This is a genomic window from Amycolatopsis sp. NPDC101161, from assembly GCF_044768185.1.
Taxonomy (GTDB): domain Bacteria; phylum Actinomycetota; class Actinomycetes; order Mycobacteriales; family Pseudonocardiaceae; genus Amycolatopsis.
The window spans coordinates 343,887-361,627 of the sequence record NZ_JBIWPI010000001.1 but is presented as its reverse complement, the minus strand read 5'-3'; the positions used below and the strand labels follow the sequence as shown (position 1 = coordinate 361,627).

Annotated in this window: 16 protein-coding genes; 7 read left to right on the top strand and 9 right to left on the bottom strand. The window is 71.4% G+C overall.

The window, feature by feature from the left end:
* Window positions 1-66 precede the first annotated feature (66 nt).
* On the top strand, window positions 67-249 hold the full coding sequence (locus ACIRSS_RS01820) for a hypothetical protein (RefSeq protein WP_400889489.1): 183 nt from the start codon (window positions 67-69) through the stop codon (window positions 247-249).
* Here the strand turns inward: ACIRSS_RS01820 and icmF are convergent.
* Window positions 246-3,479 (bottom strand): fused isobutyryl-CoA mutase/GTPase IcmF, encoded by a 3,234-nt coding sequence (gene icmF / locus ACIRSS_RS01815; RefSeq protein ID WP_400889487.1) that lies wholly within the window; start codon window positions 3,477-3,479, stop codon window positions 246-248. The two genes, ACIRSS_RS01820 and icmF, sit on opposite strands and share 4 nt — an antisense overlap.
* A 137-nt stretch (window positions 3,480-3,616) precedes the next feature.
* Here icmF and ACIRSS_RS01810 point away from each other — a divergent pair, with 137 nt between their 5' ends.
* The 3 genes from ACIRSS_RS01810 to ACIRSS_RS01800 are packed head-to-tail and all read left to right on the top strand — an operon-like array spanning window position 3,617 to window position 5,017.
* The gene (locus ACIRSS_RS01810) at window positions 3,617-3,946 is read left to right on the top strand and encodes an ArsR/SmtB family transcription factor (RefSeq protein WP_400880801.1); all 330 of its coding nucleotides are present in this window, start codon (window positions 3,617-3,619) and stop codon (window positions 3,944-3,946) included.
* Window positions 3,939-4,370, top strand: coding sequence for an SRPBCC domain-containing protein (locus tag ACIRSS_RS01805; RefSeq protein ID WP_400889485.1), 432 nt, complete (start codon window positions 3,939-3,941; stop codon window positions 4,368-4,370). The genes ACIRSS_RS01810 and ACIRSS_RS01805 overlap by 8 nt, the downstream gene beginning before the upstream one ends.
* Complete coding sequence (locus ACIRSS_RS01800) at window positions 4,367-5,017, top strand: DUF899 domain-containing protein (RefSeq protein ID WP_400889483.1); 651 nt, start codon at window positions 4,367-4,369, stop codon at window positions 5,015-5,017. Before ACIRSS_RS01805 ends, ACIRSS_RS01800 begins: the two co-directional genes overlap by 4 nt.
* Before the next feature lie 96 nt (window positions 5,018-5,113).
* On the opposite strand, the gene ACIRSS_RS01795 is transcribed toward ACIRSS_RS01800, so the two are convergent.
* From ACIRSS_RS01795 to ACIRSS_RS01780, 4 genes are read right to left on the bottom strand one after another with little or no spacing between them, the layout of a single operon-like run.
* The gene (locus tag ACIRSS_RS01795; RefSeq protein ID WP_091389756.1) at window positions 5,114-5,677 is read right to left on the bottom strand and encodes an ATP/GTP-binding protein; all 564 of its coding nucleotides are present in this window, start codon (window positions 5,675-5,677) and stop codon (window positions 5,114-5,116) included.
* A 28-nt stretch (window positions 5,678-5,705) separates the two neighbouring features.
* Window positions 5,706-6,422 (bottom strand): DUF742 domain-containing protein, encoded by a 717-nt coding sequence (locus ACIRSS_RS01790; RefSeq protein ID WP_400889481.1) that lies wholly within the window; start codon window positions 6,420-6,422, stop codon window positions 5,706-5,708.
* 7 nt (window positions 6,423-6,429) lie between these two features.
* Entirely contained in the window at window positions 6,430-6,882 is a 453-nt protein-coding gene (locus tag ACIRSS_RS01785) for a roadblock/LC7 domain-containing protein (RefSeq protein ID WP_004561253.1), read from the bottom strand.
* On the bottom strand, window positions 6,879-10,712 hold the full coding sequence (locus tag ACIRSS_RS01780; RefSeq protein ID WP_400893340.1) for a nitrate- and nitrite sensing domain-containing protein: 3,834 nt from the start codon (window positions 10,710-10,712) through the stop codon (window positions 6,879-6,881). Before ACIRSS_RS01780 ends, ACIRSS_RS01785 begins: the two co-directional genes overlap by 4 nt.
* Window positions 10,713-11,728: 1,016 nt before the next feature.
* On the opposite strand from ACIRSS_RS01780, the gene ACIRSS_RS01775 reads away from it, so the two are divergent.
* Both ACIRSS_RS01775 and ACIRSS_RS01770 read left to right on the top strand, forming a co-directional pair.
* Window positions 11,729-12,166, top strand: coding sequence for a DUF485 domain-containing protein (locus tag ACIRSS_RS01775; protein ID WP_400889479.1), 438 nt, complete (start codon window positions 11,729-11,731; stop codon window positions 12,164-12,166).
* Complete coding sequence (locus ACIRSS_RS01770) at window positions 12,163-13,755, top strand: cation acetate symporter (protein ID WP_400889477.1); 1,593 nt, start codon at window positions 12,163-12,165, stop codon at window positions 13,753-13,755. Before ACIRSS_RS01775 ends, ACIRSS_RS01770 begins: the two co-directional genes overlap by 4 nt.
* Before the next feature lie 19 nt (window positions 13,756-13,774).
* Here ACIRSS_RS01770 and ACIRSS_RS01765 read toward each other — a convergent pair whose 3' ends face one another.
* A complete protein-coding gene (locus tag ACIRSS_RS01765) occupies window positions 13,775-14,335 on the bottom strand; it encodes a TetR/AcrR family transcriptional regulator (RefSeq protein ID WP_400889475.1) in 561 nt (186 codons plus the stop codon).
* A 135-nt stretch (window positions 14,336-14,470) separates the two neighbouring features.
* Here ACIRSS_RS01765 and ACIRSS_RS01760 point away from each other — a divergent pair, with 135 nt between their 5' ends.
* Window positions 14,471-15,895, top strand: a complete 1,425-nt coding sequence (locus ACIRSS_RS01760; RefSeq protein WP_400889473.1) for an MFS transporter — start codon at window positions 14,471-14,473, stop codon at window positions 15,893-15,895.
* Here the strand turns inward: ACIRSS_RS01760 and ACIRSS_RS01755 are convergent.
* The 3 genes from ACIRSS_RS01755 to ACIRSS_RS01745 form a co-directional block, all read right to left on the bottom strand.
* A complete protein-coding gene (locus ACIRSS_RS01755; RefSeq protein WP_364385790.1) occupies window positions 15,873-16,217 on the bottom strand; it encodes a DUF3817 domain-containing protein in 345 nt (114 codons plus the stop codon). The two genes, ACIRSS_RS01760 and ACIRSS_RS01755, sit on opposite strands and share 23 nt — an antisense overlap.
* 24 nt (window positions 16,218-16,241) lie before the next feature.
* Entirely contained in the window at window positions 16,242-16,640 is a 399-nt protein-coding gene (locus ACIRSS_RS01750) for a hypothetical protein (protein WP_400889471.1), read from the bottom strand.
* A gap of 64 nt (window positions 16,641-16,704) precedes the next feature.
* Window positions 16,705-17,619: a lytic transglycosylase domain-containing protein gene (locus ACIRSS_RS01745; RefSeq protein WP_400889469.1), complete on the bottom strand. Its 915-nt coding sequence runs from the start codon at window positions 17,617-17,619 to the stop codon at window positions 16,705-16,707.
* Window positions 17,620-17,741 lie beyond the last annotated feature (122 nt).

Sequence of the window (17,741 nt, the reverse complement as noted above, 5' to 3'; positions counted from 1 at the left end):
TGTCCGGAGTGATCCCTCGTGGACACCCCGGCCGAGCTTCCGGGAAGACGACGACCTCCAGCTGCGGTGGCCCGACATGCCCGGCGCAACGTCCGCTTGGCCGCCCCGGATGAACCACTCGACGACGGCTGGCGGCTCATCGACCTCGCCGTCGACCACTTCGAGCCCCGGGGCGTCGCCGAGGCCCCGGGGCCGGCCGATCCGACGGCGCTCTACTGGTGGCGGCCGACCTTCTGGCGCCGCCGCTAGACGTTGCGCCGGTACTGGCCGCCGACCTCGAAGAACGCCTCCGTGATCTGGCCCAGCGTGCACACCCGCGCCGCGTCCATCAGCACCCCGAACAGGTTGCCGCCGCGGGTGGCCGCCTCGCGCAGCGCCTTCAGGGCCTGCTGGGCCTCCTCGTGGTGGCGGTGCTGGAAGTCCGCGAGCCGGTCCAGCTGGGACTTCTTCTCGTCCTCCGTCGCCCGGGCCAGCTCGACCTCGACCTCGTCCTCCCCCGCGCGCGGGTTGCGGAAGGTGTTGACGCCGATGATCGGCAGCGAGCCGTCGTGCTTCTTGCGCTCGTACAGGATGGACTCGTCCTGGATCTTGCCGCGCTGGTAGCCCGTCTCCATCGCGCCCAGCACGCCGCCGCGCTCGCTGATCCGGTCGAACTCGGCCAGCACGGCCTCCTCGACCAGGTCGGTCAGCTCGTCGATGACGAACGAGCCCTGCAGCGGGTTCTCGTTCTTCGACAGGCCCCACTCCTTGTTGATGATCATCTGGATGGCCATCGCGCGGCGCACCGACGACTCCGACGGCGTCGTGATCGCCTCGTCGAACGCGTTGGTGTGCAAGGAGTTCGCGTTGTCGTACAGCGCGCACAGCGCCTGCAGCGTCGTGCGGATGTCGTTGAAGCTCATCTCCTGCGCGTGCAGCGACCGCCCGGACGTCTGCACGTGGTACTTGAGCTTCTGCGACCGCTCGTTCGCGCCGTAGCGCTCGCGCATGGCCACGGCCCAGATCCGCCGCGCGACCCGGCCGAGCACCGAGTACTCGGCGTCCATGCCGTTGGAGAAGAAGAACGACAGGTTCGGCGCGAAGTCGTCGATGTCCATGCCGCGCGCGAGGTACGACTCGACGTAGGTGAAGCCGTTCGACAGCGTGAAAGCCAGCTGCGAGATCGGGTTCGCCCCGGCTTCGGCGATGTGGTAGCCCGAAATGGACACCGAGTAGAAGTTGCGGACGCCGTGCTCGATGAACCACTCCTGGATGTCGGCCATCATCCGGAGGCTGAACTCGGTGGAGAAGATGCAGGTGTTCTGGCCCTGGTCCTCCTTGAGGATGTCGGCCTGCACCGTGCCGCGGACGTTCTTCAACGCCCACTCGCGCAGCTCGGCGGCCTCGGCGTCGGACGGCTCGCGGCCGTGCTCGTCGCGGAACGCCGTCAGCTTCTGGTCGATCGCGGTGTTGAGGAAGAAGGCCAGGATCGTCGGCGCCGGGCCGTTGATCGTCATCGACACCGAGGTGTTCGGCGCGGTCAGGTCGAAGCCGTCGTAGAGGACCTTCATGTCCTCGAGCGACGCGATCGAGACGCCTGACGTGCCGACCTTGCCGTAGATGTCCGGGCGCGTGTCGGGGTCGTGGCCGTAGAGCGTCACGGAGTCGAACGCCGTCGAGAGCCGCTTGGCCTCGGAGTCGGCCGAGAGCAGCTTGAACCGGCGGTTGGTGCGGAACGCGTCACCCTCGCCGGCGAACATGCGCGCCGGGTCCTCGCCCTCGCGCTTGAAGGGGAAAACGCCTGCGGTGTAGGGGAAGTAGCCCGGCAGGTTCTCGCGGCGCAGGAACGACAGCAGCTCACCGGACTCGGCGTAGCGCGGCAGGGCGACGCGCGGGATCCGGTTGCCGGACAGCGTGTCGCGCCACAGCTGCGTGCGCAGCTCCTTGTCGCGGATCTTGACGACCAGCTCGTCCTGGCGGTACTCCGCGGCCAGCTCGCGGAACCGCTCGAGGAGCTTTGTCGACTCGCCGTCCACATCGGACTCGGCGGCGGCGAGCAGCCCGTCGAGCGCGTCGGTGGAAGCGTCCACCTTGGACAGTTCGGCACGCGCCAGCGCCAGTGCCTCGTGCTTGCGGATCGCGGCGACCTGCGCTTGCGTCTTCGCGTGGTAGCCGCGGACGGTCTCGGAGATCTCCGCCAGGTAGCGGGTCCGGTTGCCCGGGATGATCGTCGACGCGTCCGTCGACACCTTGCCCTCGACCTTCGGCAGCGTGCCGGCCGAGACGGTCAGGCCGCGCTCGGCGAGCATGCCGCGCAGGTGCTGGTACAGCGCGGTGACGCCGTCGTCGTTGAACTTCGCCGCGCTCGTGCCGTACACCGGCATGTCCTCCGGGCCCGACGAGAAGGCCTCGCGGTTGCGCACCAGCTGGCGCGCGACGTCGCGGCGGGCGTCCTCGGCGCCGCGGCGCTCGAACTTGTTGATCGCGACGACGTCGGCGAAGTCGAGCATGTCGATCTTCTCCAGCTGCGACGCGGCGCCGAACTCCGGCGTCATCACGTACAGCGACTCGTCCACGAAGTCGACGATGCCGGCGTCGCCCTGGCCGATGCCCGGCGTCTCGACGATCACCAGGTCGTACCCGGCGGCCTTGCACGCGAGGATCGACTCGCTCAGCCCGGCCGGGATCTCGCCGGACGTCGTGCGCGTCGCCAGGGAGCGGAAGTACACCGGCGAGCCGTCGAGGCAGTTCATCCGGATGCGGTCGCCGAGCAGCGCACCGCCGCCCTTGCGCCGCGACGGGTCGACGGCGAGCACCGCGATCCGCAGCTTGTCCTCCTGGTCGAGGCGGAAGCGGCGGATCAGCTCGTCGGTGAGCGACGACTTGCCCGAGCCGCCGGTGCCGGTGATGCCGAGCACCGGCACCTCCCGCTTGCCCGCGGCCTCCGCGAGACCGCTCAGCAGGTCCCCGGGCAGCTTCTCGGCCTGCAGCTGGGTGATGACCCGCGACAGCGAAGCGACGTCGCCGGAGAGCACCTTGTCCAGCGAAGGCGCCTCGGCCGCGAGGTCGACGTCGCAGGCCTTGATCATCATGTTGATCATGCCCGGCAGGCCCATCTCGTAGCCGTCCTCGGGCGAGAAGATGCGGGCGACGCCACGCGAGTGCAGCAGTTCGATCTCCTCGCGCACGATCACCCCGCCCCCGCCGCCGAAGACCTTGATGTGCCCGGCGCCGCGCTCGCGCAGCAGCTCCACCAGGTAGGAGAAGTACTCGACGTGGCCGCCCTGGTAAGCAGAGATGGCGACACCCTGGACGTCCTCGGCGATGGCCGCGGTGGCGACCTCGTCGACCGACCGGTTGTGGCCGAGGTGGACGACCTCCGCGCCCTGCGACTGCAGGATCCGCCGCATGATGTTGATCGACGCGTCGTGACCGTCGAAGAGGCTCGACGCCGTGACGAACCGGACGGGGTGCACGGGGCGGTACAGCTCGCTGCTCATCCCTCCAAAATACTTTGGCTTCCTACTATTGGAAACCCGAGGACCCGTGACGCGGATCTCACGGCTCACCGGGAGAACTTGACAGTCCCCTGTTCGGCGCTATGTTTAACGAGTCCGTTAATTAACAAGGTGCTGAAATGACGACTGACCAGCTGAGCCGCACGTTCTCCGCCCTCGCCGACCCGACCCGGCGCGCCATCCTCGCCCGGCTTTCGGCGGGCGAAGCGACGGTCAACGAGCTCGCCGAACCGTTCACGATGAGCCTGCCCGCCGTTTCGCGGCACCTGAAGGTGCTCGAACAGGCCGGGCTGATCACCCGCGGCCGCACGCGCCAGTGGCGGCCCTGCCGGCTGGAGGCGAAACCCCTGGAAGACGTCGCCGACTGGGTCGCGACCTACCGGCAGTTCTGGGAGGGCGGCTTCGACCGCCTCGAGGACCACCTGCGGAGGCTGACCGGAGATGCCTGACCTCACCATCACCCGCGTCTTCGACGCCCCGCGCGAACTCGTCTACGCCGCCTGGACCGAACCGGACCACCTGGCGAGCTGGTTCGGTCCGCAGGGCTTCACCTGCTCCGCCGTCACCGTCGACCCACGCCCCGGCGGCCGCTGGCGGGCCTGCATCCACTCCCCCGAAGGCGAAGACCACTGGATGCACGGCGTCTACCGCGAGGTCGGCGCCCCGGAACGGCTCGTGTTCACCTTCGCCTGGGAAGCCCAGGGGCAGGAGACGCTCGTGACGATCGGTTTCGCCGACCTCGGGGGCAAGACCGAGATGACGTTCACCCAGACCGGCTTCCCGACCGCCGCCGAACGCGACGGCCACGAGGAAGGCTGGCTCTCCGCGTTCGAAGACCTGACCGGCCACCTCCGAGGAAAGGACGCCCGATGACCGCCACCCTGCCCGAGATCGTCTCGCCGGAGGAATGGCAGGCCGCGCGCGACGCGCTGCTGGCCCGGGAGAAGGCCCACATGAAGGCGGGCGACCACCTCGCCGCCGAGCGCCGCCGGCTGCCGATGGTCCGCTTCGACGCGAAGTACCAGTTCGAAAGCGCCGGCGGGCCGGTCAGCCTGCTCGACCTGTTCGACGGCCGCCGCCAGCTGATCGTCTACCACTTCATGCTGCACCCCGGCGACGAGGCGGGCTGCCCCGGCTGCTCCCTGATCGTCGACAACCTGCCGCACCTGGCCCACCTGCACGCCCGCGACGTCACCCTGAAGGTCGTCGCGCCGGCGACGCTGCCGGAGATCGAGCGGTACCGGACGCGGATGGGCTGGGACGTGCCGTGGGTGTCCGCGCACGGCACCGGCTTCACCGAGGACTGCGGCGTCGGCATGGGCTTCGGCGTCAGCGTGTTCCTGCGCGACGGCGAGGACGTCTACCGGACGTACTTCACCTCCGGCCGCGGCGGCGAGGCGTTCCTCGCCTCGCACCGCTACCTCGACATCACGCCGCTGGGGCGTCAGGAGGCGTGGGAGGAGGAGAGCCGCGGCGACGACGCGCCGAGCTCCTGGTGGCGCCGCCACGACGAGTACTGACCGCCTCGCGACGGCGTTCCGGCGTGCTCGACCGGCACCGGGCGATCCCGCGCTTCCCCACGCGCGATCGCCCCGGTGCTCGCCCGAGGCGGCCGGTTAGCGGGACTTGGCCGCCCGCAGCGCGATCCACTGGCGCATGGCGTACTCGACCAGCGTGATCAGCGTCTGCTTCGTCGACTCGCGGTCCCGGGCGTCGCAGCGGACGATCGGGATGTTCGGGTCGATCGACAGGGCCTCGCGCACGTCGTTGATGTCGTGCTCCAGCACGCCGTCGAACGTGTTGACGCCGACGATGTACGGCAGGCCGCGGTCCTCGAAGAAGTCGATCGGGGCGAACGAGTCGGCCAGCCGGCGCGTGTCGGCCAGCACCACCGCGCCGATCGCGCCGCGGACCAGGTCGTCCCACATGAACCAGAACCGCTGCTGCCCGGGCGTGCCGAACAGGTAGAGGATCAGGTCCGCGTCCAGCGACACCCGGCCGAAGTCCATCGCCACCGTGGTCGTCGACTTGCTCGGGGTGTGGTCGAGGTTGTCGACGCCGACGCTGGCGTCGGTCATCATCGCCTCGGTGGTGAGCGGCACGATCTCCGACACCGACCCGACGAAGGTCGTCTTCCCCGCACCGAAGCCGCCCGCCACCACGATCTTGGCGGATGTCATGGTCGGGGGCGCGGTGTCCCGCGGTGCCTTAAAGCCGACGGAGTCCACTCAAAACCCTTTCCATCAACACCAGATGTGCCTCGGCGCCGTCATTGCCCGTTATCGTCTTGTGCACCGTGACCAGCCCAGCGTCCGCCGCGTCGCTGATCAGCACCCGGGCCACGCCCAGAGGCACCCGCAAGGCCGACACGATCTCGGCGACCGAACGGGGGGTCCGGCACTCTTCCATGATCGAGATGCACTCGATCTGCTCCGCGGCCACCTCGGGGAAGCCACCGGTGGCAGCGTAGTCCTTCGCGGAGATCAGTGTCTCCAGCTCCAGGGCGTAGTTCGCCCGGGTGCGGCCGCCGGTCAAAGCGTAGGGCCGGACGATCGCCGTCATGTCCTCGGGCGCGGAAGGCTGCTCGAACACCGCGGGCATGATGAACTCGCCGCTGGGCGGGCCCGGGTCGAACAGCCCACCCGGCCTGGGACTGTCCCCGTCGGTACTGCCGGGGGGCGAGACTAAAGAGGTCACACGATCTCCTTGGTCGGCCGACGGCGCGGGCGCCGGCGGATCCGCGGCCGCGTGCGCACCGGCGGCCGGGGGTGGTGGGGACTCCTTGCTCTTCTTGCGCTTCCGGCGGGCACGGCCGGAATCCAGGGTGAACCCGTTCAGGACGTCGGCGAAGGTGCCGTCGTCCTGTCGCCCGGCGGGGTAGCGCCCGTCGGGAGGTTCGCCGTCGAATCCGGACCCCGTGCTCATCGCGCCATCATCCCACCGGTTCGCCGATCAGCGACCCCCCGGAGCCCTGGAGCTGGGCGCGCAGTTCCGGGGTGAGGATCTGACCGACGCGGTCGACGAGCATGGTCATTTCGTACGCGACCTGCCCGATGTCGCAGTTGGGGGCGGCGAGGACGGCGAGGCAGGACCCGTCGCTGATCGACATCAGCACCATGATCCCCAGCTCCATCTCGACGACGGTCTCGTTGACCGCCCCGGCCTCGAAGCACCGGGCGGCGCCCTGGGTGAGGCTGACCAGGCCGGACGCGACCGCGGCGAGCTGGTCGGCCCGGTCGAGCGGGAGCCGGTTCGACGCGGTCAGCAGCAGGCCGTCCGCCGAGACGACCACGGCGTGCGCCACGCCGGGCACCCGCTCCGCGAAGTCGTTCACCAGCCAGCCGAACTGATTCTGCGTCGGCTGCGCGCTACTCGGCGAGGTCATTCACCCTCCAGTGTCTCGTGGTTGGTCTCGGTCGCCCGAGCGGTGCGGTGGCGCCCGCGCTCGATGCCCTGCTGGAAGCTGCGCAGGCGGCCGCGCACGTCGTGTGCGTCCCGTTGTGGTCGGGGGGCCGTGGCCCCGGTGGGCGGTCCGGCGCTGCCCGGGAGCAGCTGCTCCCCGCGACGGCGCCGGGGCAATCCTGCCGAAGTGAACGTGGCGGGTGTCGACTGGGACACCGCTTGCACCGCCCGCCAGCCGTCATCGGTCCCGAAGTTCCACTCGGCGGTGGCCTCGACGGCGCTCTCTTCCCGGCGCGGCGCCGGGGTTTCGGGGGTGGGCGCGGCGCCCCGGCGGGAGGGCAGGGCCGACGGAGCGGCGGCGGGCCGCCCGGCGGTCCCGACGGCGGGTGGCTGCTGGTCCGCCGGCTGCGCAGGCGCCTGGAAGGCGGTGGCCTGCTCAGGGGACGCCGGCTCTTGGAAAGCCGTGCGCTGGTCCACCTGCTCGCCGGGCGCCAACCGCGACGCGATCGGCTGCTGCGAAGACGACTCCTGCTGGTCCGCCTGCTCACGAGACGCCACCGACTGCTGCGGCGCCTCTTGGAACGCCGAGCGCTGCTCAGTCTGCTCTCCGGGCGCCGCCGATTGCCGCGGAGCCGCCTCCTGGAAAGCGGTGCGCTGGTCGGCCTGCCCAGGGGGCACCACCGGCTGCTGCGGAGCCGCCTCCTGGAAGGGCGCCTGCTCGCCGAGCGTCGATCGCGGCTGGCGGCTCGGCAGCCGACCGGCTTCCTGAGCAACCGCCTCGCCTGCCTCAGGCGAGGCCGAAGCCGGCTGTCCCGGCTGGTGGAGGGCGTTCGGCTGGGCCGAGGCGCCCTGGCGTCCCCGCTGCGGGAGCTCGTTCGGGGCGGCCGGCGGCCGACTCGGCTGCGGCAAGGCGCCCGAGTGGGAGCCCTGCGCGAACGGCTCCTGCCGCGACGCGGTTCCGGCTTCCGGTTGCCCGGCCGCTTGCGCCGCCTGGCGGGCCTGCTGGCGGCCGCGCGTCACGCCCTGCTGGAAGCTGCTCAGCCGCCCGCGGACGTCCGCCGGGTCGCGGACCGGGAGGTCCGGCCGCGCCGGGGCCGGGGCGGGCACCGCCCGGGCCGGCGTCGCGCTGCCCGGCAGCAGCTGCTCGCCGCGCCTGCGGCGGGGCAGCCCCTTCTCGGTGAACGCCGTCGGTTCCGACTTCGTGACCGCCTGGACCGTGCGGAAGTTCTCGTCGCTCGCGAAGTCCCAGCTGCGCACCTCTTCCGCGGCGGCGGGCTTCTCCGGCGCCGCTTCCTCCGCGGCCGGCTCTTCGGCAGCGGCGGCCGGCTTGTCCTCGCGGAACCACGCCGACAGCATCTCGTCGAAGATCGGCGTCGTCTCCGAGAGGTCCGGCGCCGGTGCGGGCTTCGGCGCCGGGGCGGGCTCCGGCTTCGCGGTCGCCTGGCGCCACCAGTCGCTGAGCGTCGTTTCGTTGGCGGAGAACAGGTCCTTGCCCGACGGCAGGTCACCGGCCCGCGGCGGGTCCGGCACCGGCAGCACGGCCGGAACCTGCGGCAGCGTCGGACGCGGCGGCGGGACGTCGTCGTCCTTCGGCAGCGGGGCGAACAGGTCGGTCCCGGAGATCTCCAGGTCCGACGGCGGGCGCGGGGCCGTGGGCCCGTGGCCGTTCGTCAGCCCGGCGAGATCGCTCGCCGACGGCCAGCGCTCCTCCCCCATCGCCGGCTGCTGCGGGACCACCGGCCGCGGCCGGGAGTGGCCGTTGACCTGGCGGCGCGGCAGCTGGTTGCCTGCCGCGGGGCTCGCCGGGTGCTGCTGCAGGGAGCCGATCGGGCCGGTCAGCGGGCCGTCGGTCACCGGCATCACCAGGTCCGGCGGGACGACGACCGTCGCGCGGACGCCGACGATGTCCTTGCCGCCGTGCAGCGACACCCCGATCCGGTGCCGGCTGGCCAGCCGGCCGACGACGAACAGGCCCATCCGGCGCGAGGTGGCCAGGTCGACCGACCCGGCCTCGGTCAGCCGGGTGTTGGCCTCGGCGACCTCGGCCTCGTTCATGCCGATGCCCTTGTCGAGGATGTCGACGTTGAGCGAGCCGTCCTCGCCCAGCCGCGAAGCGACGGTCACCGACGTCTCCGGCGCGGAGAACGCCGTGGCGTTGTCCAGCAGCTCGGCGACCAGGCGCATCAGGTCGCTCGCGGCGTACCCGACGATCCGGGCCGGGGGCGGCGGCTGCACCTGGACCCGCTGGTACTGCTCGATTTCCGAGACCGCGGCGCGGAGCATGTCGGTGGTGCCGACCGGCTTGCCGGACCGGCGGCCGGGCTCGGCGCCGGAGAGCACCATCAGGTTCTCGTTGTTGCGCCGCATCCGGGTGGCGAGGTGGTCGAGCTGGAACAGCGTGGCGAGCTGGTCGGCGTCCTCCTCGTCGCGCTCGAGCTGCTCGATCAGCTGCAGCTGCCGCTGCACCAGGCTCTGGCTGCGCCGCGACAGGTTGACGAAGACGCTGCCGAAGCCGGTGCGCATCGCGGCCTGCTCGGTCGCCAGCCGCAGCGCCTGGTGGTGCACCTTGTCGAAGGCCCGCGCCACCTCGCCGACCTCGTCGTCGGTCCGCACCGGCACCGGCACGATGTCCGTGCCCTGCGCGCGGCCCTCCTGGATGTTGCGGACCGCTTCGGGCAGCGCGGTCTCGGCGACGTCGAGGGCGCTGCGCCGCAACGCTTTCAGCGACCGCAGCAGCTGGCGGGTGATGAGGAAGACGACCGCGACGGCGAGCACCATGGCGGCGAACAGCAGCACCGCGAGCAGGCCCGCGCCGCTGCTGGCGTCGTCGACCAGCTGCGCCGACGTCGCCGACGCCGACGCGCCGAGGCGGTCGGCGACCTGGCTGATCTCCGTCCGCATCGCGGTGGACGCGGCGTTCCAGTCGGCCGCCGACAGGGCGCGGAAGGCGTCGTCGACCGCGTTGGGCTGTGCGTTCAGCACGGTCTCGACCATCCGGGCCCGGCTCTGCGCCTGCTTGCCCTCGGCGATCGCCGCGAAGTCGCGCTGCAGCGTGTCGCCCGCGGCGGACCGGAAGTCGACGAGCCGGTCGGCGAGCCGCAGCTCGGCGGCGCGCAGCGTGGCCAGCTCGCTCGGCGACAGCGAAGCGCGGGCGATGCCGTAGGAGACCAGTGCCTGGCTGAGCGAAACCTGCTCGCCCGCGACGAGCAGCTCGTGCAGCCCGGCGGGCGTACCGCCCAGGGTGCCGTCGCCCTCGCCCGCGGTCGCCGCGGTGTCGAGGCTGATCAGCGATCCGGTGATGCCGGAGTACGCGGTGACGGCCTGGGCCGGGTCGAGCTGGCCGCCGTCGACCTGGCGGCGGAGGAAGCCGAGGTTGTTGACCTGCGCGGTGGCCGCGCCGGCGGCGCCGGCCACGCCGGGCTCGATCTCGGACGCGCGGGCCTGCGCCGCGGTGAACGGCCCGGTCGCGGCGTCGGTGGCCTTGCGGGCCGCGGCCAGCTCGGGCGTGCCGCCGACGGTGCCCTCGGTCAGCATCGCCGCGGTGACCGTGCGCTCCTGCTGCAGCGCGCCGGTGAGCGCCCGCGTCTGGCCGCCGAGCGCGACGAGCCGGTCGAGCCGCTGGTACTCGTCCGAGCGGCCGACCTGGGCCGCGATCGTCGTGACGCCGAGGACCAGCGCGAGGACGATGGGGACCACGGTGACGGCCGACAGCTTGACGGGCAGGCTCCAATCGCGCCAGCGCACGAGGGCGCGCCACGCGTCCTTCCCCTTGGACCGCCGGGGTGCTCGGCCGAGCAGCTCCCCCACGGGCACCTGACCTTCTCCTGCAACGGTCACGTGAGTGACTCCCTGTCCGGCGTCATGGATCCGCGTCGACGGCGCGGCGTCCCGGCTCGCGGCGTGCGTCCGGACGGCCGTGCCGCCCGCGCCCTGCCGCGTCCCCGGTACCCTCGCTCGTCCCCGGCCGCCCGGCCACCCGCGCGCCCGTCGCCGGGCAGGCACCGCCCCGATGTCCCGTGCAAGGGACTGTGCACGTGCACGCCGCAAGTTGCGTTCTGCACGGTCGTCGAGATCAACTTTATCGGTGCCAATCGATCGCTGTGGTCAGCTGGGCCAAAGAATCGTACCCCCGATGCCCGGCCGGTCAATTTTGTTCCCCGTTCGGGCGCTGACCTGCGAAAAGTGCTTTCCGGGCCGGGAACTGCCCTCGACATTCGACCTCACTGCCCCCGAAGAGGGAATTCCGGTTACCGGACGCGTCTCACCCAGGCATCCGGCCGTCACCCGATTAGCCCATGCAGAGCAGCATAGTACCTCGGACGATCTACACTCAGTACCCCCATCGGGTGGGTCAAGTCTCAAGATGTGCCCGATGTTGTGGCGTTCCGCGCTCCCGTACCCCGACCTGGTGATTTCTTTCGAGACTGCGGGCTGACCTGTGGATCTTCGCCGCCACGCCCACCCGCGGGCGACACTCTCCGGCACGACGGCGACCCCTTCCGCCACTCTGCGTGGTCAATTTGGACGATCGTCCAGGACGATTAACCCGTTCGCCGCAGCCTGGGCCGGACGCGACAACGTCGAGTCACAATTCTTTTCATCATGACGGGTGATCTGCCCGTGATCTTGCAGCGAACGGGTATTCGACGCTTTCGACGGGAAAACGAATACCCCGCCTTCCGAACCCGGAGATCGACCGGCCGCCTCCCGTGTCCGCCGGACGGCCTAGTTACGATGTTCGCCTCGCAGTCCGCAAGGGCGGCCCGGCACCCCGCCCGCAGGGCGCCCGCCGGGCCCGCCGCCACGGAGGCACTCTGCCGGAGGCACCCATGTACGACGTCGCGCGTCCCGCGGCGGGCAACCCGATGGAGGAGACCGGCCAGATGCCGGCCCTGTTCACCGGAGACCGCCCGCCCGGCGCCCAGCACCGACGGCCCGCTCCCCCGACCGGTCCCGACTACCCCGGGATCCAGGCCAGCCCCGAGTTCGTCACGCTGCGGCGGCGGTTCCGGGCCTTCGTCTTCCCGATGAGCGTCGCCTTCTTCGCCTGGTACATGACGTACGTGCTGCTGGCCGCGTACGCCCACGACTTCATGAGCCGCAAGGTGTTCGGCCAGGTCAACGTCGGCATCGTGCTCGGCATCGGCCAGTTCGCCAGCACGGCGCTGGTCACGTGGCTCTACCTCCGCTACGCGCGCCGCCACGTCGACCCGCGCGTCGCCGAGCTGCGGGCCCGCGCGGGCCTGCCGGAAGGGACCCGCCGATGACCGCGCTCGCCGCCGAAGGCACGCCGGCCAGCAACCCCCTCGTCAACACGGTCGTGTTCGCCCTGTTCGTGGCGATCACGCTCTACGTCGTCTACCGGGCCAGCTCCCGGAACTCCTCGACGGCCGACTACTACGCCGCGGGCAGCGCGTTCACCGGCCGCCAGAACGGCATCGCGCTCTCCGGCGACTTCCTGTCGGCCGCGTCGTTCCTCGGCATCGCCGGCGCCATCGCGATGCACGGCTACGACGGCTTCCTCTACTCGATCGGCTTCCTCGTCGCCTGGCTGGTCGACCTGCTGCTGATCGCCGAGCTGCTGCGCAACACCGGCCGGTTCACGATGGGCGACGTCCTGAGCTTCCGGATGAAGCAGCGCCCGGTCCGCGCGGCGGCGGCGACGTCGACGCTGGTCATCTCCTTCTTCTACATGCTGGCGCAGATGGCCGGCGCCGGCGGCCTGGTCGCGCTGCTGCTGAACGTCCACTCCAAGCTCGGCCAGGCGCTGGTGATCGGCGTCGTCGGGCTGGTCATGGTGCTGTACGTGCTGGTCGGCGGGATGAAGGGCACCACCTGGGTGCAGATCATCAAGGCGACCATCCTGCTGCTGTGCGGCGCGCTGCTGACGGTGTTCCTCTTCGGCAAGTTCGGCTTCTCGTTCTCGAACCTGCTCTCCGCGGCGGCCGAGAACAGCCCGCTGGGCGACAAGCTCCTCGAGCCGGGCGGCTCGTACGGCAAGAACGGCACCACCAAGCTCGACTTCGTGTCTCTGGCCCTGGCGCTGGTGCTCGGCGCGGCGGCCCTGCCGCACGTGCTGATGCGCTTCTACACGGTGCCGAACTCCCGCGAGGCGCGGCGAAGCGTCGTCTGGGCGACGGCGTGCATGTTCCTCTTCTACCTGTGCACGCTGGTGATCGGCTTCGGCGCGGCCGCGCTCGTCGGCGCGGACGAGATCAAGGCCGCGCCCGGCGGGGAGAACTCGGCGGCGCCGCTGCTGGCCCTGCACGTCGGCGGGACGCTGCTGCTCGGCATCATCGCCGCGGTGGCCTTCGCGACGATCCTCGCGGTCGTGGCCGGGCTGACGATCACCGCGTCGGCGTCGTTCGCCCACGACGTCTACGCGAACATCTTCAAGCAGGGCAAGGCGGAACCGGCCGACGAGGTCCGCGTGGCGCGGCTGACCGCGATCGTGGTCGGGGCGCTGGCCATCGTCGGCGGCGTGCTGGCCAACGGGCAGAACATCGCGTTCCTGGTGGCGCTGGCCTTCGCGGTGGCGGCGTCGGCGAACCTCTCGACGCTGCTGTACTCGCTGTTCTGGAAGCGGTTCAACACCACCGGCACGCTGTGGGGCATCTACGGCGGCCTGATCGCGTGCCTGGTGCTGGTGCTGTTCTCGCCGGTCGTCTCCGGCTCGCCGGACTCGATCTTCAAGGGCATCGACTTCGCCTGGTTCCCGCTGAAGAACCCGGGCCTGGTGTCGATCCCGTTCTCGTTCCTCTGCGGCTTCGTCGGCACCCTCGTCGGCAAGCCGAAGGCGGACGCGGACAAGCACGCCGAGATGGAGGTCCGGTCCCTGACCGGGATCGGCAGCTAGTCCCCCTGGACGGCCTGCGTCACGCGCGCAGGCCGTCCAGGATCACGGTCAGCACGCGCTTGCCCTCCTCCGGGCTGCAGTTGCGCACCGCCATCCCGGCCCCGTGCGCCAGCCGGAGCACGTCGGGCCCCCCGACGTCGGGTCGGATCAGCCCCTCGGCCGCGTCGACCAGCACCCCGACCGCCTCGCGCAGCCGGACCTGGCAGTACCGGAACGTCTCCGACCCCGCGTCGATCGACTCCTTGAGGATCGTGGCGAGCTTGTGCCGCTCCACGACCCAGGCGACCTGCTCCCCCAGCCAGGCCTCGAGGGCCTCCCACGGCGGCAGCTCGTCGTGCAGGACGTACGCTCGGTCCGCGAGCACCTCGATCTCGTCGCGGTAGACCGCTTCGAACAGCTTCTCCCGCGTCGGGAAGTGCCGGTACAGGGTGCCCGCGCCGACGCCCGCCTTCTTCGCGATGTCGTCGAGCGGCACGTCGGCGCCCTGCGCGGTGAAGAGGTCCTTCGCCGTCGCGACGATGCGCTCGTAGTTGCGCCGCGCGTCCGCCCGCATCGGACGCTCCGAGTCCGCACCCGGCATCCCGGCCTCCTCGCCACTCAACCGGAGAGATTCTCCGAATTCACTTGCGCATCCGGAGACGCTCTCCATATTATCGGATCGCACGCAAGTGGAGAACATCTCCGCTTCTTCTCTTACTCCTCGGGGGAGTATCCCTTGTCCCAGCAGACGATCCACCGTGCGGTCGAGCCTGCCCCGGCCCGCCGCAGCGGGCTGGTCCTGGCCATCATCCTGACCTGCCAGCTCATGCTCATCCTCGACGCGACCGTCATGAACGTCGCGCTCCCGCGCATCCAGGCCGACCTCGGGTTCACCCCCACCGGCCTGTCCTGGGTGATGACGGCCTACAGCCTCGTCTTCGGCGGCCTGCTGCTGCTCGGCGGCCGGGCGGGCGACCTGTTCGGCCGGCGGCGGATGTTCGTCGCGGGCACCGCCTTGTTCACCGTCGCCTCGCTGGCCGGCGGCCTCGCCGGCTCGGCCGCGCTGCTCATCGCCGCCCGCGTCCTGCAGGGCGTCGGCGCCGCGATGGCGGGCCCGAGCACCTTGGCGCTGGTCACGACGACGTTCACCGAAGCCAAGGCCCGCGTCCGGGCGCTCTCCCTGTTCTCCGCCATGTCCAGCGGCGGCTTCGCCATCGGCCTGATCGTCGGCGGCCTGCTCACCGAGTGGATCTCGTGGCGCGCGGCGCTGTTCATCAACGTCCCGTTCGGCCTGGCGATCGTGCTGCTCGCCCCGCGGTTCGTGCCGGAGCCCGAACGCCGGCGGGCCCACCTCGACCTGCCCGGCGCGATCACCGGCACCCTCGGCGTCGGCTCGCTCGTGTTCGCCTTCACCCACGCCGCGTCCGACGGCTGGGGCAACCCGGTGACGCTCGGCTCGCTCGCCGGCGGCCTCGCGCTGCTGGCCGGCTTCGTCGCGATCGAGGCCCGCACGGCGATGCCGCTGGTCCCGCTGCGGCTGTTCGCCGACCGCAACCGCAGCGCGGCCTACGTCAACTTCTTCCTCGGGCCGATGGCGATGATGTCGATGTTCTTCTTCCTGACCCAGTTCATGCAGGACATCCGGCACTTCGCCGCGCTGGCCACCGGGTTCGCGTTCCTGCCGATGGCGGCGCTGATCTTCACGATGAGCCGGCTCGTGCCGCGGCTGCTCCCCCGCTACGGCCCGAAGCCGCTGGCGATCGCGGGATCGCTGCTCATGGTCTCCGGCGTCCTCTGGCTCGCCCAGCTCACCACGGACAGCACGTACTTCCCGGCGTTGCTGGGACCGCTGCTGCTGATGGGCCTCGGCGGCGGGCTCGCGTTCGCGCCGCTCAACGTGATCGTGATGGCGACCGTGCCCACCGAGGACGCGGGCGCGGCGGGCGGCGTGCTGCAGACGATGCAGCAGGTCGGCAGCACGCTCGGGCTGGGCGTCCTGATCACGGTGTTCGGGTCGGTGACCCGCACGTCGACCGCGACGGGACCTCAGCTGGTGGTCGACGGCATGACGTCGGCGTTCGCGACGGCCGCGGTGTTCGCGGCGTGCACCTTCGCGGTGGCGCTGACGTTCCGGCGGGCTACAGCTTCTGCCCGGCCTTGACCTTGTGCGTCACCCGGCGCTCGACGAGGAACGAGACGAACGGGACGCACCCGGCGAGCAGCACCAGCACGGTGCCCTTGATCGACCAGCGGGCCTTGATCGCCAGGTCGATGGTCAGCACCAGGTAGATCATGTAGAGGACGCCGTGGATCGGCGAGTACACCGCGGACGGCGTCGGGTTGTCGAAGCCGTACCGCAGCACCATCACGAAGCACAGGCCGAGCAGGCCGACGCCGGTGACGTAGGCGGCGGTGCGGAACCGGACCAGGGGGCCGGAGAGCGGCACCGCGGTCTGCGCGGCACCTTCGGTGCTGGTGGTCATCGGGTCGTCCTCACTGTGCGGGCCTCACTCGGCGGCCTGCTGGTCGCGGGCGTTCAGCTCGCGTAGGTACCGGTTGTACGCGGCCAGCTCTTCGTCCTCGTCCGTCGGGCGCACGTCGGGACGGGGACGGGGAGCGGGCACCTCGGCGACGGGGGCCGGCTTCGGCTGCTCGTCCGCCGTGCCGTCGGCTTCGGCCCGCTGCCGGAGCTTGCGGATCCGCCAGAACATGAAGGCGGGGAACAGCCCGAACAACGGCCACTGCAGGACGTAGCCGAGGTTCTGGAAGGTGCCGTTCGCGGAGGTGAAGCGGTCCCACTGCCACCAGGCGAGCCCGCAGCAGACGAGCAGGCTCACCAGGCAGGTCGCGACGATCGCGATCCGCCGTCCCCAGGGGGATGCGGCCGGTGGCGGGGAAGCTGGCACGGTTCGAAAGTAGCACTGGGCGGCTGAGGGGTGACGGCCGACCGCGACCGGGGTGGCCCGGCTCTCAGCCCTGCTTGCGCACCGACTGGGCCGCCTTCGCGTACCCGTCCGCCAGGCCGAACACCTTCTGCGCGTACTCCGTCGAGTTGTTGTACGACAGGATCCCGGCCCACCACCCGCTCGGGCTCGCCATGTCCCGGCCGCCCGCGCACAGGTACCGCGCCGCCGCCAAGGCCGCGTCGTCGATCTGCTGGGGGTCGCCGAGGCCGTCGCCGTTGCCGTCGGAGGCCCACTTGCGCCACGTGCTCGGGATGAACTGCATCGGGCCGACCGCGCGGTCGACGGTCGGGTCGCCGTCGTAGCGGCCGCCGTCGGTGTCGCCGATCGCCTGGACGCCCGACGAGCCGTCGAGCGGGACGCCGATGATCGGCTTGGACGGGCGGCCGTCCGCGCCCAGGACCGCGCCCGCGTACTGGCCGTGGTTGGACTCGATGCGGCCGATGCCGGCCAGGGTCGCCCAGGAGATCCGGCACTTCGGCTGGTCCGCGCGCATCGCCAGCTCGGCGTTGCCGTACGCCTGCAACGCCCGCGCCGGGACGCCGGACGCCGCCGCGACCTGGCTCGCCCACTGGGCCAGCGTCGCCGGGCCGGTGCTGCGGGCCTGCTGGGGTGACGTCTGCTGCTCGGCCCCGCCCGCGACCGCGCCGCCGGCCGGTGCGACCGACCCCGGGCGGACGTCGGCCGCCTTGACCTGCAGGGCGGGGATTTCGGTGGTGAGGGGGCTCGCTTCCGGCGTCGACGCGCGGGTGACCAGCCAGACCCCGCCGCCGGCCACGGCCAGCACGGCGAGGACCACGACCAGCCGGGTGAGCACGGCCACCCCGGAGGAGCGCGGCGCCGGTGCCGGTGCGGCGGGGGCGGCTTCCTCGACGCTCGCGTCGATCGGGTCGTCCTCGTTCTTTCCGGTCCTGGTGCGCACGAAACTCCGGTCCTCCAGCGTGGTGTCGACGAAGTGTCAACGAGCCCGCGCAGGTTAGCGTTACGCGGGTCGTCGCCATCGTCTCACCGCACCGGTTCACCCGGCCGAGTGGAAGCGTCTCG